Origin of the sequence: Ruminococcus sp. Marseille-P328, from assembly GCF_964249465.1 — a bacterium.
GTDB classification, from domain to species: Bacteria; Bacillota; Clostridia; order Lachnospirales; family Lachnospiraceae; genus Blautia_A; species Blautia_A faecis.
The window spans coordinates 1-13222 of sequence record NZ_CAXUBQ010000047.1; the positions used below are offsets into that span (position 1 = coordinate 1).

Annotated in this window: 16 protein-coding genes and 1 pseudogene; 1 reads left to right on the plus strand and 16 read right to left on the minus strand. The window is 39.2% G+C overall.

The features are described from left to right. Positions 1–30: 30 nt before the first annotated feature. Positions 31–135 (minus strand): annotated as a pseudogene (locus ACESTK_RS20035) (DUF6783 domain-containing protein); the annotation flags it as partial. On the opposite strand from ACESTK_RS20035, the gene ACESTK_RS20040 reads away from it, so the two are divergent. Continuing rightward, positions 88–189, plus strand: a complete 102-nt coding sequence (locus ACESTK_RS20040; RefSeq protein WP_308768411.1) for a DUF6783 domain-containing protein — start codon at positions 88–90, stop codon at positions 187–189. The pseudogene ACESTK_RS20035 and the gene ACESTK_RS20040 sit on opposite strands and share 48 nt — an antisense overlap. A gap of 39 nt (positions 190–228) precedes the next feature. On the opposite strand, the gene ACESTK_RS20045 is transcribed toward ACESTK_RS20040, so the two are convergent. The 15 genes from ACESTK_RS20045 to ACESTK_RS20115 form a co-directional block, all read right to left on the minus strand. Then, positions 229–378, minus strand: coding sequence for a hypothetical protein (locus ACESTK_RS20045; RefSeq protein WP_173718607.1), 150 nt, complete (start codon positions 376–378; stop codon positions 229–231). 33 nt (positions 379–411) lie between these two features. Beyond that, entirely contained in the window at positions 412–1647 is a 1236-nt protein-coding gene (locus ACESTK_RS20050; RefSeq protein ID WP_118581337.1) for a site-specific integrase, read from the minus strand. 82 nt (positions 1648–1729) lie between these two features. Continuing rightward, positions 1730–1909, minus strand: coding sequence for an excisionase (locus ACESTK_RS20055; RefSeq protein ID WP_118581334.1), 180 nt, complete (start codon positions 1907–1909; stop codon positions 1730–1732). A gap of 258 nt (positions 1910–2167) precedes the next feature. After that, entirely contained in the window at positions 2168–2794 is a 627-nt protein-coding gene (locus tag ACESTK_RS20060; RefSeq protein WP_195992199.1) for a single-stranded DNA-binding protein, read from the minus strand. Between the two features lie 35 nt (positions 2795–2829). Then, on the minus strand, positions 2830–4983 hold the full coding sequence (locus ACESTK_RS20065; RefSeq protein ID WP_204454256.1) for a PcfJ domain-containing protein: 2154 nt from the start codon (positions 4981–4983) through the stop codon (positions 2830–2832). Between the two features lie 25 nt (positions 4984–5008). Next, positions 5009–6142, minus strand: coding sequence for a hypothetical protein (locus tag ACESTK_RS20070; RefSeq protein WP_204454258.1), 1134 nt, complete (start codon positions 6140–6142; stop codon positions 5009–5011). A gap of 62 nt (positions 6143–6204) precedes the next feature. Beyond that, positions 6205–7185, minus strand: coding sequence for a DUF5688 family protein (locus tag ACESTK_RS20075; protein WP_118584262.1), 981 nt, complete (start codon positions 7183–7185; stop codon positions 6205–6207). A 46-nt stretch (positions 7186–7231) separates the two neighbouring features. Next, a complete protein-coding gene (locus ACESTK_RS20080) occupies positions 7232–8233 on the minus strand; it encodes a DUF5688 family protein (protein ID WP_118584263.1) in 1002 nt (333 codons plus the stop codon). 82 nt (positions 8234–8315) lie between these two features. Next, positions 8316–9341: a DUF5688 family protein gene (locus tag ACESTK_RS20085; protein WP_347161033.1), complete on the minus strand. Its 1026-nt coding sequence runs from the start codon at positions 9339–9341 to the stop codon at positions 8316–8318. Continuing rightward, positions 9338–9865, minus strand: coding sequence for a hypothetical protein (locus tag ACESTK_RS20090; protein WP_118584265.1), 528 nt, complete (start codon positions 9863–9865; stop codon positions 9338–9340). Before ACESTK_RS20090 ends, ACESTK_RS20085 begins: the two co-directional genes overlap by 4 nt. Before the next feature lie 2 nt (positions 9866–9867). After that, positions 9868–10563 carry a Cas9 inhibitor AcrIIA9 family protein gene (locus ACESTK_RS20095; RefSeq protein WP_118584266.1) on the minus strand — a complete coding sequence of 232 codons (696 nt, stop codon included), beginning with the start codon at positions 10561–10563 and terminating at the stop codon, positions 9868–9870. Between the two features lie 18 nt (positions 10564–10581). Then, positions 10582–10989, minus strand: a complete 408-nt coding sequence (locus ACESTK_RS20100) for a hypothetical protein (protein ID WP_118584267.1) — start codon at positions 10987–10989, stop codon at positions 10582–10584. Beyond that, positions 10979–11101 carry a hypothetical protein gene (locus ACESTK_RS20105; protein ID WP_264295764.1) on the minus strand — a complete coding sequence of 41 codons (123 nt, stop codon included), beginning with the start codon at positions 11099–11101 and terminating at the stop codon, positions 10979–10981. The genes ACESTK_RS20100 and ACESTK_RS20105 overlap by 11 nt, the downstream gene beginning before the upstream one ends. 587 nt (positions 11102–11688) lie before the next feature. Then, positions 11689–11934 (minus strand): hypothetical protein, encoded by a 246-nt coding sequence (locus ACESTK_RS20110; RefSeq protein ID WP_118584270.1) that lies wholly within the window; start codon positions 11932–11934, stop codon positions 11689–11691. 7 nt (positions 11935–11941) lie between these two features. Then, positions 11942–13144 (minus strand): DNA polymerase IV, encoded by a 1203-nt coding sequence (locus tag ACESTK_RS20115; protein ID WP_302673300.1) that lies wholly within the window; start codon positions 13142–13144, stop codon positions 11942–11944. Positions 13145–13222 lie beyond the last annotated feature (78 nt).

The window sequence follows — 13222 nt, forward strand, 5'->3', positions numbered from 1 at the left end:
CATAACGTATAGCTAGTATCCAGTTTTCATTTATTGTGGTGAGATTTTCTCATGATTGTCTGTCGGGAAATAGACAGCCCCGCCCTCATCCGGGCAAAATCTCCCACAAATTGTGACGCACATCTTGCAGAAAGCCTTTTTCAAACACGCTCTAGTACTCCATTTTTACTCCATTTTCGTAATAAATAGCTTGAAATTATAATAATTTACGTGGAATACACCACTCTCTCAACCCCTGGAAATACTGGAAAAATCAGGTGTTCCGTAGAGGTCGTATGGGGTGCTCTGATATACGTAATAATTACATTTATTTGCACCCCATCTGGTTACAATAAATCCAGTAAAATCAAGGGATTCCAAGGCTCTACGCCATATCATTTTTCTGTACTACCCCATTTTTACCCCACGGTATCACCCACAAAATTTAATAACTTTTTCATTACTAGCTAAATTTATCTCAGCTGCCGGATCCGGGAGATCAATTGAATCTTCAAGAAGTTGCATATCATTCACTTTTTTATGCTCCATAACCGCAGTATATAAATCCATTGTCATCTGAAGAGAAGCATGGCCAAGATAGGCTTGCACTGTTTTTGGTACAATTCCAGCTTCAAAACATCTAGTAGCAAATGTATGTCTGAAGCAGTGTCCTGAAAAAGTTTCCATCAAATCCAACGGATCCCTCATCAGATTCACTTCCTGCACGATTCTTTCAATTGCATCGCAATATAATTGTGCATTTAATGGAGTCCCGAGCTTCGTAGTAAACAGGAAATCAGGAAATTCCAAATTCTTCCTACAAGTTTTCGCCATTACAATTTTATGCTGAATAATCTGTTTTTCTAATGCTTTACGGCAATATGAATTAATTGGAACTGTCCTTATACTTGTTTCTGTCTTTGGTGGTCCCAGATGGAACGTCTTACACTCATCACCCTCCAGTTTCTGATACAACAACGTACGCTTCACATGAATAACATTATTTTTCCAATCAATATCATCTTCCGTAAGCGCATACAATTCTCCTGGACGTAAACCAGTATTTACAGCAACTACAAACATATTATTATAGAATGTACCGGCGGCACATTCAAAAAAGTCTGTCTGATCCTCTTTGCTGAGCGCCTTAATCTCATTCTGTGGCTTATTCTTTGGCAATCTTACACCTTTTGCTGGATTACGGATAAGGAACTGATCTTCCATTGCTCTATTAAGCATATCAATAAGAAGAACCTTTACTTTGTTCAAAGACTCATACTGATATCCTTTTTTTGACATATTATTCACCAAATCTGTAATCATCAATTTGGTGATATTTACTAAACGAGTTTTTCCAAGAACTGGTGAAATCAACCTTTTATACATTGAATTGTATGTAGTTTTTGTGCTGAGACGGACAACAGGTTCTTTATAAACCCGCATCCATTTTTCGTACCACTCATCCAATGTTATTTTTTCATCAACAATATTTGACAGCTTTTGTTCGTTTAGTTCCGCCTCTGCCAGCTTAGCTTTTACTTCTTTCACCGTTGTACCATAGACGGATCTTCTGTCGCCGAAACGGTCTACATACCTTCCATGATACACCCCGTTTTTTCTTTGTGTAATGCCTTTTCCCAATTCCTTTCCTTTTAAATTTTTTCCCATTCTTTCACCTCTTATTAACTAGAGGTGCGTAAATGTTATTTTTTATAGCACTAATCTTATCACACACCTCCGTTTCCTGCAATCATAAATAAACAGTTTCATCTAAATATGATTCCAGTCTGTTTTTTTTGATAAGCGCTTTCTTACCATTGAAAAGCACAAAATTGCAGCAAGGTTCTTTTATCATATCGCGCAGTTTGTTTTTACCAATGTTGAAATATTCAGCAGCCTCATCAATCGTCAACAAATATTTCTCAGACATAATAATCACCTCCCAAATCAAAAAAGCACCCAAAAATCAACGTTTTCGTGATTTTTGGGTGCAATTGCACACACTACCGTTATTTCCATCCATCCCGAACCAAATCGGAATAAGAGTTTATGCAGCGTCTGCTGCCAAATACCATTTTTATAATATCATCCATGAAACTATGTGTCAATTTCATCACAGTTTCAAATATGTAGCATTAAAGTTTTATTATTATCGCTTAATTATCATAAAAAGTTATAAACTCAACATTTACGCTACCTCCAGCGTATTTATTGAAACCTCATATGCAATTCGCTTCTGAGTTTCATTTTCCTCGATCCGTTTTTTGTACTCCCGGCTTTGGATTCTGCCCCAGACCATCACACGGGTTCCCACCTTAAGATCAGCCGCATAGCGGGCGGTACTCCCCCAACAAATGCAGGGTATGTAATCTGATTTTCCAAAAGACCGGTTCACAGCCAGAAGCAGATCCGTAATTTCTTTTTTCAGAGGGGTTTTTCGGTAAACTGTAGGTTTACAGATTGTACCTTCCAGAAGAATTCGATTTGTGTAATCCGTCTTAGAGTCATTTACCTCTACAAATTTCACTTCCCTGGCAAATACATAAAGCTCTAATCGAGTATGGTTTTCTTCACGTAGATTATGTGAATGAAATTCCCCATAAATTTCCGCAAATTCACCAACGCGGCTCTTCGTAATATCTGCAATTTGTTCCGATATCAACACCGGAATTGTATCTACAGAATCGCTGAGGCGCTTAACCTGAAGCTCCGCCTTATAAAAGCATTCTCCACAAATCTTATGACTAAATGTAAAATCCATTGCAATCTTACCAGTGATAACAACCTGGTTGTCGTCAAACATTATATAGGCCATAGTATCTTTATCCTTTCTCTCTTTTGTTTACCATTTTATGCGGCGTTCTCCATCAAATCCTCTTCCAGGATATCCGCAAGCAACTTTCCAGTGAATCCAAATCCATTCACTTTTACTTTCTTTTTCCGCAAATCTTCGATTTCTTTTTTCCGAAGATCCCGGCTCTTTAGCGAAAGAATCTTATCTTCTTTATTGAGCTTACGTGTAAGCTGCTTCTGCCACTTCACCAAAAATTTTTTTGCTTCCTCAATGTCAGGATTTTGACGGTCAAAATAAGTACGCTTCTGGCGTACTGTTCCATCAGGTTCCACTTCCAATGTATAATAGGGTTTCTCTGGAGTATCTGTTTTTCGTAGAAACAAAAGATAGGATTCCTGTTTTGCCATACGGTCAAAATAAGTTTCCTTTCCAGTAATGCAATGCTTTAGTTCATTTCCCTCTACAAAAATATCCCTGACGCTTCGCGGTGCTACAATCTGATATTTTTGATTTTTATATTCATATTTTTTCAGACTTTCGCAAACCGCTTCTATTGTAGGAAACTTTTCCACGATCTCATCTGCTTTCAAATCCATTTCTTTATCTTTCAGCATTTGGATCACTTCATTATGCCGCAGTTCCAGCTTTCGTACCCGATATACAATGGAATCTTTTACATTCAGGCCTAGTTTTTCAGCCATATCAAGATAATCCTTCCAGGTACCCACAAGATCTTTCGGTTTCTTTTCACTTTCTTCTGCCTGTTTTTCTAAATAATTCTTTATCTGTTCCGGGCTCATTCGATCTAGTATAAATGATAGTTCTGTCGGGTTAATCTTACATTTTGAGAACCAGGCAATCACGTCATCTTTGATCACCTTTCCCAATCCTTTTTCAAAAATCAACCATTCAAGAAATATGCGTCCACCCTTGTTATTCCGAAGTCTGTTTAGCCGGAATTTATCAATCCCCAGTGCATGTCCTAAAGAGTCTGCTTCTTGGAAATAGATAGATGTTCCAGTACTCAAAATGTCATCCACTAACTGATCCAGTCCGGCTTTTGCCAATTGTTCAAAATAGGGATACCAGCTTAACCGATCTAAATAATAGATTGGCTCTATCTTTTCACTTTTTCTAATTAATTCATAAAATCCACTTCTTCTAAATTGCTTATTTTGAATTCCATGAAGGGATTTTTTATAGATACGTCCTGGATAACGCGGTTCATAGCCCCAATAATACGGACGGTTCGGATAGAGTTCTCCCTGAATCCACCTATGTTCATCTGTTCCACGGTAGTATCCATAATAAAACTCTTTTTTATTAAGATCTGTATCATAGACAAATCTGCGTTGTTCCCACCAATTATATATTGGTTTCGTATATGCCAGCATATCATATTTCACACTAGCTCTGAATTCACGAACGACAAAATTCTGTCCGCACGTTTGTAACAGATATGCCGTTTCCTCACGCGAACTTACCATACGCTGTTTTCCGATTGCCTTATACTGGATCTTATGCCCGCAATTAGGGCATTTTCCTGTTTTGTTATGTTTTACAGCTTTTACAGGCACATTCTTTTCGCACCAGGTACAATAACCTGTCATACTTTCTTTCCGGGAGTATTTATAGAAAATATAATTCTGTGTAATCCCTACTTTTTTCATCCACCGATCCCAGTCTTTCGGTGTATTCTTCACACAATTCATCACCTGATCCCAGGTCTGTGTACGCAATCGGTTTTTCTGTATTCTTTTTCTTCTGCGTACTCCTTCTTCAAATTGTAAAATAGCATAATACACATTATCTTTTTTGTACTCCTCGCCCAGAATTTCCCATATCTGATCCAGACTGTTTGCAGCACACCATGCATGACTATATTTTATGCCGCTTGGCCATTCAATTTTATCCAACATTTTATTCGTCCAGCCTTTTAACCGGTAATCATACCCTATGAAGCAATCTTTTGCCTTATCAATGAACAGGGTATATAAAGGCCTTCTTCCTCCTGCGGTCAAAATATCTGTAATAAAAAAACCTATTTTTAAAATATTTTCGTCCATTTCCGCCTGAATGAACAAACCAATTGGATATTTCATTCTCTCATAAGCCATATTTCCGATAACTGGTATATCACTTTCTGCCGCCAAAACCATCTCCTTTGATGGTTCCAATACCTTCATTTTTTTAAGCTTTCGTTTTTCCATTTCATTCATCCCTTCTGAAGTTATTTTATAAATCTAAGGTTAACTGCTCAGCCTCATCCTTATGCTCATTTGCCGTAACCCACTCCTGTTGCAACGCTTCAATCTGTTCAGCAGACAGTCTCTTCTTCATAAATCTTTGTTCCGTATCGTTCAGAGACTCCCAGCCCTTTTTCACAAGCTTTCTTTTTACCTGCTCCAGGCGTTTCTCTTTTCGTTCCTGTTTCCACTTCTTCTTCGCTTTCACAGAATCTGCTTCATATCCAACATTTATTCCAGCTTTCTCATCCTCAAGATCCTGTGCCTTATCGCGCGTCAATCGTGCAGCAACTCTAATGTTCAAAATTTCCACCTTCAAATCCGGATCATACAACGCCTGCATAGAATAGCCATTGAACCATTCTTTTCTAAAAATATCCTCCCGGTTTCTTTTTGCAATTTCCTCACAGATATCGACCGGAACCTTGCCCTGCAGAAATTTCTTTCCCCTTGTGATCGTCACTACAGGTTCACCAGCAAAAAAGGTATCGTCTTTTCGGATTGTAGATACCTTTAAATCGTAGTAGATATTCCCTGTCTTTTCGGAAAGAGGTCTGCCCCGCAGCGTACAATACTCTCCTGGTCCGCATCTGCACTTCATCGGATCATATTTCAGGCTCCATTCCTGCTTGTCGTAGTTATAAAACATGTGCAGCTTACAAATCCGATTTTTATGCTGTTCCTTACATTTTTGAAACAATTCTTCCTTTTTCCTGTCTGCCTGTTCTTTCAGATATTCCACACTTTTTTTATACTGGTAATCCGATACCATATGGCAGGCGCAAAATTCATCTTCCTTTAATAATGGATGATTCCGTTCACAATCTCTCTTATGCCATGGGCATCGGAATACCACATTATCGTTTTCAAAGCAAAATGTCTCATTCATATACTCCAAGCGGTCTATACAATTTTCCCATTTCACATACAGCCCACAGCCGGACATAAAAGTTTTCTCTTCCAGATACTCGTCGGTATAAACAAATCCACCATCCGAATTTTCAAGGGGGGATTTTCCCATCTTTCCGATTCCAATTCGAACATAGTCGGGATGGTTTTCTGTCGTATATCCTTGAAGAAGCAGCTCCTGCGTCAATAAATTGTATTTGTATTCCTCGGACATTTTCATCTCCTCTTAACGACAGATACGGCAGGAAATTCCTGCCGTATCCCGTTCCTTGTCATTTAATTTTCCTCATCCATACGGATTGTTGTAACTAACATTTTCATACTGCCTCGAAGCATAATAAATTTATCCTCTTCCTTGCAGTAATAATAGACCTTATCCGTTAAAAACTCCTTTTGGAATGTCATTCTTGCATTAGAAGTTCTTAGTAAATTCTCAAGTTCTTCCAGGCTGCAAAGTTTTGAACTGTATATCAGGGCTTCATGGACACTGCTAAATACCACATAAAAACCCCCGTCCATGAATTCCACCAGTTTCTTTATCACGCCTGGATACAGAACTGCCACAGCACCATTTGAGAGTCCTTTTACGCTAAGACAGATTCCCTCCTTCTTTTTCTTATCCGAAATAAAATAAGGATCCATATTCAGGAAGTCCTCACCAGCATAACCCGGAGTGTACATCATTTTTTTGAAATCATAGATTCTTGGAGGCAATATACGATAACTGTTTAAAAGAGCCTCGTGTAAAACATCGTCTTTTTCCAGGCCCCATGCTTCCAAATATTCCGATCTGACTTTCAAATATGTAATCCCATTCTTCAAGGTTCCTGCATGCACATATAACGTGATTGCAATGTCTCCCATTGTTTTATATACGGCATTTTTCAGTTCATGTCTGTGCTGATCCAGGTTCAAAAGCCCCAGAAAAAGATGTTCCTTGACTTTTTCATAATCATTCAGATATCTGGTATTTTCCATATTTCCTACTCTATCCAGATCACACTTCACCCTTGCTTCTATGTTTTCCATGGAAGTCCCCTCTACATAATCCTGATAAAGTTCTTCCACAAAAATCCCGCAGATGTCTTTTCCAGAATCAGTTTCAGCGCAGACTACAAATAACCGATCCCCATTTGCGGTTATTCCGGTTTTCTCTTTTTTCTTAAAGAAAACATAGTCCTCTGGGAGATGAGTAGCTTTTATGATCCAGTTTCGTAATTCCTGCACAAACTGTTCGTATGTTAAATTTACGTGCATACTAAGTTTTCCTTTCTTATAATTCTTCAAATGTTTCCGAACATTCTCATACCGGAACAAGTTCAACACGGCCGACAGGTAAGGTTACCCTTGATACCACCTTATCCCATTTTGCAATTTTCCTGGTGCATCTGTCATAGTAATATATTTCATCTGCCAGAAAATCTTCGTCTGGGGTAGCATCTTCAATTGTCTCTTTCAGGATTCTTTCCAAGCCTTCTGGATAACACTTGCTCTTCGGATGAATCATCGCTTCGTGAATGCTTGTAAATACAATATAAAAATCATCATCCAAAATTTCTGAAAGTTTTTGTGCCACTCCAGGCAAGAAAACAGCCACAGCTCCATTTGTACGCTTATCCGTTGATAAACAATAGCCTACGCGTTCGCCACACAACCTCATTCCATAATTATCGTAGCCATAGGCCATAAAGTCCTCTCCATCATAATCAGGATTTAAAACTAAACGTTCCCACTGATAAATCCTTGGTGGTGTAAGAAGATAGGTATTTAAGAGTGCATTTTCATAGACCTCATTCTCATCCAGCCCCCATTCTACCAGGCTATCTTTGCGGATTTTCATGCTCGAAATACGGCCATTACACTGACCCACTTTCATATACAGAACACAGGCTATGCCGTCCACCTCTTTATACACCGCATTTTCCAATGCCTTTTCATGTTTTTTCTTATTCAAAAGACGGATAAAAAGATCCTCCTTCACTTTTGAATAATTATTTACATTCTTTGTTTTTTCGAAGAATCCTGCTTTACTTAGTTTTTTAATTTCTTCTGTAACAGTATCTCCAATTTTATCTATCGAAACACCATCCAGATAATCCTCATATAATTCTTCTGTATGAATTCCACATACTTCTTTCCCTTCTGAACTTACACGACATTCCACAAATAAACGGTCTCCATTCGGAGTCATTCCCTCTTCATCTTTTGCTTCAAAGTAAATCTGTTTTTCTTGCAGATTTAAAGCATCTAACAGATACCCTCTTAAGTTTTCAATAAACTTCTCATAACTTAAAATTTCACTCATAGTATTTTCATTTCCTTTCATTAGGATTCATACACATAATGCTTACTTAACTATTGTGCAGCCCTACCTGCTTTTCCAATAATCAGTGCTCTTCCGCTAAATTAACCGTAGTAAAGCTAACCTTTACTTTTTCCATATATACAGAAATCTTATCTTCGATTCTGCTATAGTAGTAGAGTTCTTCTGACAATAAATCGTCTTCATACACCATACCATTTCCATACTCGATTACCATTTCATTGAGTTCAGCCTTAATATTTTCTAAATTACTCTCATTTACACTGTAAATTACCCCTTCGTTCCTGCTTGTAAATATAATATACAAATCACTTGCCATAAGCTGTGCCAGTCTTTGAAGAACGCCAGGATAAAATACAGAAACAGCTCCATATTCTTCAGCATTTGTAGAAAGCTGAATTCCCCTAACTCTGTCACTTTTCGATAAGCAGGATGCTCCATTCTCCATAAAGGGTTCTCCCCATTCGTTCCCATGATTTGTATAAAGGAGAGGGGGTGCCATCTGGTAGGTATTTTTAAATGCCTCTTCCATAACAGCCTCTTTTGTCATTTCCCATTGTTCCAAATGCTTATTTTTTATCTTTATGCCTGTAAAATACTCGTTCGTGTTACTACGCATCATATACAGGACACAAGCGATATCGCCAACATCCTCATGCACTGCATCTTCCATCTCAAGCGAATGATTTTTCTTGTTAAGAGGTTTTACAAAAAGGTATTTTTTGATTTTTTGATAACTGTCAGGAGTCATCTTGCCCTCTAACATGCCAACCGTTTTTAGTTTCTCAATTTCCTCCTGTACAGAATAAAAAATTGATTCCATTGAACTTCCTTCCATAAAACGCTCATATAAATCTTTCACATCAATACCGCACAGTTGCTTTCCACTTAAATTTTCAAATGTCTCCACAAACAAGCGGTCCTTATTATCTATGGCTTTCTTTTTAAAAAATATTTGCTGTTCCTGTAAGTTCAAAGCATTCAAAAGCTGTTTACTTAATACCTCAACAAATTCCAAATATCCTAACTTCATCGTAATAATCCTTTCTGCGGTTTCTCTATGACCGCTGATCCAGCATCCAATTTTCAATCTGCAATTCCGTACCATTGATCTTCCTTATATCTTGCGCCATCCACACAGATCTGATTTATAATGGTGATCTCATTGCTATCTGGTTCTTCCTGGACAAAAATAAGAAGATCATTTTTCCGCCCTTTTGCTCTGGGGTTTTTTCCACGTACAACTACAAACCCGTTTTCCCCTGTGCCAGTTTCTTTACAAACCAGGCTACACCATGAGCGGTCCGGATGTATTGCCATATACGCTGCCCCTCGTAACAAAAGCGTTGGAAAATCCAATTCCTCTATCAGTTCTATCTTGGTGCATGAGATTTTCGTATCCTGGTCATCTTCATCCAGATCTCCAAATGCTTTCACAATAAAGTAAGTGGATTTTTTCCAATTTGGATAGTGGACCAGACAATCCAGCGGATTTTCCGCACAATGGAATCCATTCTGTCTGCAATTTGCTTCCGTTGTCTCATTGATCCCATATCGCTTAAATTGATAACCCCTGCAACTTAAATTTTTTTCAAACCCTTTGTATGCAATCATATTCAGGCTCCTAAATTAAATAAAGAAAGCTGCTCCGGTTCTTCTTTCTTTTGCGTTGCTGGCTTTGCTGCCACCTTTGCATCTTCCGAAACATCTTTCTTCGTATCTGAATCTTTTGATTTTGCTGACAATGTCCTGATTGATTCCGCTCTTTCCCAGGCTTTCTTTATTGTATCTTTTTCTTCCTGCGCTTTTTTCTCCATGTCTTTACGGTCATCCAACAGGTAATAGTCTATTACCCAGGCAAATACCTCTGTAGAGCCAATCGCTATACCAGCATTTTGCCCCACACCAGTTTTTCCCTCTTTCTTTGCTTTCTCCAGTGCCGTCTCATATGCTTTTTCATGGACATATTCGATACAGTGTCTCAGCGTCTTATGGGGCTGGAGGATCACATCTTTCATAACAGGATCTTTTCTGGCAAGGTCTAAAAGATACGTGCCAAGCACGGTCGCATACCCTGAATCCTGCAAAAGAAGCATTTCTTCTGTCAGTTTTTCGGTTACTGAACCGGATTGCCCCATTAATGGAACTTTCAACAGACAGCAGCTTTTTCCTGCTATAAATGCATCCGTGTCCTCTTTGGATATGAAACATTCTTTTGCAAGGCTTTCAATTGCCGCTACATTTTGACAGGTCCGGTAATGTTCTGCCAGGACATTTACTTCCTCTATGCTTTTCGCCAATTTTTCCAGCATATAAAGCTCCTCCCGTCATTATGCCGCTTTGGATGCATGATTTTCTACATTTCCTCCAGCTGCCGCTCTTTGCACTTCCTGGGATTCCTTATCAAGCTCATTCACCAGATTCAGTATTACCCGGCGTACCCAAAGGTTTCCATTCCACTTCTTTTCAAGGGTCTCCGCACTCTCAACAATGTTTTTCCACACACTATCATCCAATGCACGATGTCTGTATTTCTTGTAAAATGGATAAATCTCATACATGGCCTTTTTAACATCCACATAAATAACAGAATCCACATTAGACAACAATCCCATCAGGACCGGATGCCTGTCATATTTTTGGATCAGCTCATGGATTCCAACAGGTCTTTCTCCTGTGTACAAGCCTAAAAAGTCATTAAATATCGTTCCAACTGTATTTATATTTCTATGTTCCATTCATGTCCTCCTCTGCTCTTTTGATTCTCGCCGTTACGGTTTCCGGTAAGCATTCAAACGCTTCTGCAATTGCATTTTTACTGTATCCTTCCAGAAACAGCTTTTTCATCATTTTTTCCTGCTCTTTTTTCTTCAGCTTTTTCAGGGAGGAATCCCTGATCTTATGCTTCAGAATTTTTTTACTTAACGGATGATCCGGTCCATATTGATAAATTTTCCAGGCCTCCGCTGCATTTAGTCCGCAGACAATTGCCAGAACCAGGCAATAATAGCCTGCATACTCTTCATTTCTTATGCCCTCACCTTCTTTATAGTTCTAACATTTTTCGGTTCCCGGCATTTTCCATTTATGCATGTCCTCCTTTCTTTTCCTGTTCCATGTTTCTCATCCGACATGCTTCTATTTTTTTCGAATTATCCCTCTTCTCCTTCCTTTTGTATTTGCTCCCTTTGCCTAGATTCTGAATTTTTGACAACAAAAAAAGACACCAAAAATCCATTCCAGGTTTTTGATGTCTTTCTATATTTCTCAGATCTATTGTCTCAAATAATTGCTCCCGGTATTTTGCCAGGACAAAACTTCTTCTGCATAGGGTGCTATGCATAAACGATAATTCGATTATAGAATAGCACAATATATAGTGTGTGTCAACGTTATATTTCCATATATTGTGTGTTGTCCTGTATTCAGTCAATCTATTAGGAACAGCGTCTCTCCATAAACCACTTATCAAATTCATAATATAAGTGGCTCTCTTTCCCATTCACCATTACCGTATAACGGATCCCGGTTCCGCCTGCTTTTCGGCTTGCACAACGTTCCCTTGCAAGGACACGGTCCACATGATATTTTTCTCCATCTTCCCAGATAAATTCCACCGGGCTCATAGTCCCATCCTTGTCAAAATTCACAAGAACCTCTACATATACTTTTGCATTTTCCATTTACCAACTACCTCCCATTAAAATATCCCACCGGATGAACCGTATGTGAACTCTGCGCATCCAGGCTTGCCAGAGCTTTGTCCTGGTACACAAACGCTTTTTGGATACTGAAATACCCAAACCTTCTGCGTATCTCATCCACGGCCTGATCCATTTTTTCCTGCTTTTCCCGTTGTTCCTCGCTTATAAACAAATCAAGCTGTACTGGTATATCCGCCAGTACCAGTTTTTCCGCGCGGATACCAAGGCTTCTGATCGGATGTTGCCAGTTATAATGTTCTATAAAAAGCGCGTTGGCAGCAGCCATAATTTCATTTGTAATATCCGTAGGGCACTCCAGCTTTTTTTGCCTGGAAAATGAAAACAGCCCGCTGTCCCGGATTGTAATGGACACCACCTTGCATTTAAAACCATGTTTCCTTAGCCTTGCTGCAACACTTTCTGATAACGCCATCAATACAATCTGCACATCCAGGTTGTTTACTAAGTCTCTTGGCGTAGTCGTACTATTGCCAATAGACTTCATAGGCGCCTCATACCCTTGGGACGATACCGGAGAGTCATCCCATCCATTTGCAAAAGAATAAAGAACCAGGCCCATTTTTCCAAATAAACGCTCTAAAAACTCAGGATCCGACAAAGCAAGCTCACCAATTGTTTTAATTCCATAACGATCCAGAGTCTTCCTGGTAGAACGTCCGACATACAAAAGATCCGCAGCCGGAAGTCTCCAGAGCAATTCTTTATAATTTCCCTTTGAAAACGCTGTAATCCCATCAGGCTTTTTATAATCACTTCCCAGCTTTGCGAAGATCTTATTCCAGGAAATACCGATGCTAACTGTAATTCCCAGTTCCTTTTTCACCCGCCAGCTGATTTCCTCTGCTATTTTTCTTCCATCCCCTTTTAAAATCGCACTGTCTGTAACGTCTAACCAGGCTTCATCACATCCATACGGTTCGACCAGATCCGTGTACTCTCCATAGATTTCCCTTAGCATAGAAGAAAACTTCAGATACAGATCCATCCGTGGCGGTACAATAATAAGATCCGGGCATGCCATTTTTGCCTGCCAGAGCGCCATTCCGGTCTTCACCCCTTTTTTCTTTGCTGTATAATTGGCTGTCAAGATAATCCCATGCCTGGCTTCCGGATCCCCGCCTACTGTAAGGGGATGCCCGGCATACTCCGGGTGGTATAACATTTCCACGCTGGCATAGTCGGGTAAGAGAAGAGCATTACTGTCCTTCCCTCCCCTAAGAACCGTACGTGATAGTTTCCCATCATA

Coding starts and splice junctions, on each gene's coding strand:
- ACESTK_RS20045 (WP_173718607.1), bottom strand. CDS start 378: ATGATATGGCGTAGAGCCTTGGAATCCCTTGATTTTACTGGATTTATT.
- ACESTK_RS20050 (WP_118581337.1), bottom strand. CDS start 1,647: ATGGGAAAAAATTTAAAAGGAAAGGAATTGGGAAAAGGCATTACACAA.
- ACESTK_RS20055 (WP_118581334.1), bottom strand. CDS start 1,909: ATGTCTGAGAAATATTTGTTGACGATTGATGAGGCTGCTGAATATTTC.
- ACESTK_RS20060 (WP_195992199.1), bottom strand. CDS start 2,794: ATGGCCTATATAATGTTTGACGACAACCAGGTTGTTATCACTGGTAAG.
- ACESTK_RS20065 (WP_204454256.1), bottom strand. CDS start 4,983: ATGGAAAAACGAAAGCTTAAAAAAATGAAGGTATTGGAACCATCAAAG.
- ACESTK_RS20070 (WP_204454258.1), bottom strand. CDS start 6,142: ATGTCCGAGGAATACAAATACAATTTATTGACGCAGGAGCTGCTTCTT.
- ACESTK_RS20075 (WP_118584262.1), bottom strand. CDS start 7,185: ATGCACGTAAATTTAACATACGAACAGTTTGTGCAGGAATTACGAAAC.
- ACESTK_RS20080 (WP_118584263.1), bottom strand. CDS start 8,233: ATGAGTGAAATTTTAAGTTATGAGAAGTTTATTGAAAACTTAAGAGGG.
- ACESTK_RS20090 (WP_118584265.1), bottom strand. CDS start 9,865: ATGATTGCATACAAAGGGTTTGAAAAAAATTTAAGTTGCAGGGGTTAT.
- ACESTK_RS20095 (WP_118584266.1), bottom strand. CDS start 10,563: ATGCTGGAAAAATTGGCGAAAAGCATAGAGGAAGTAAATGTCCTGGCA.
- ACESTK_RS20100 (WP_118584267.1), bottom strand. CDS start 10,989: ATGGAACATAGAAATATAAATACAGTTGGAACGATATTTAATGACTTT.
- ACESTK_RS20105 (WP_264295764.1), bottom strand. CDS start 11,101: ATGATGAAAAAGCTGTTTCTGGAAGGATACAGTAAAAATGCAATTGCA.
- ACESTK_RS20110 (WP_118584270.1), bottom strand. CDS start 11,934: ATGGAAAATGCAAAAGTATATGTAGAGGTTCTTGTGAATTTTGACAAG.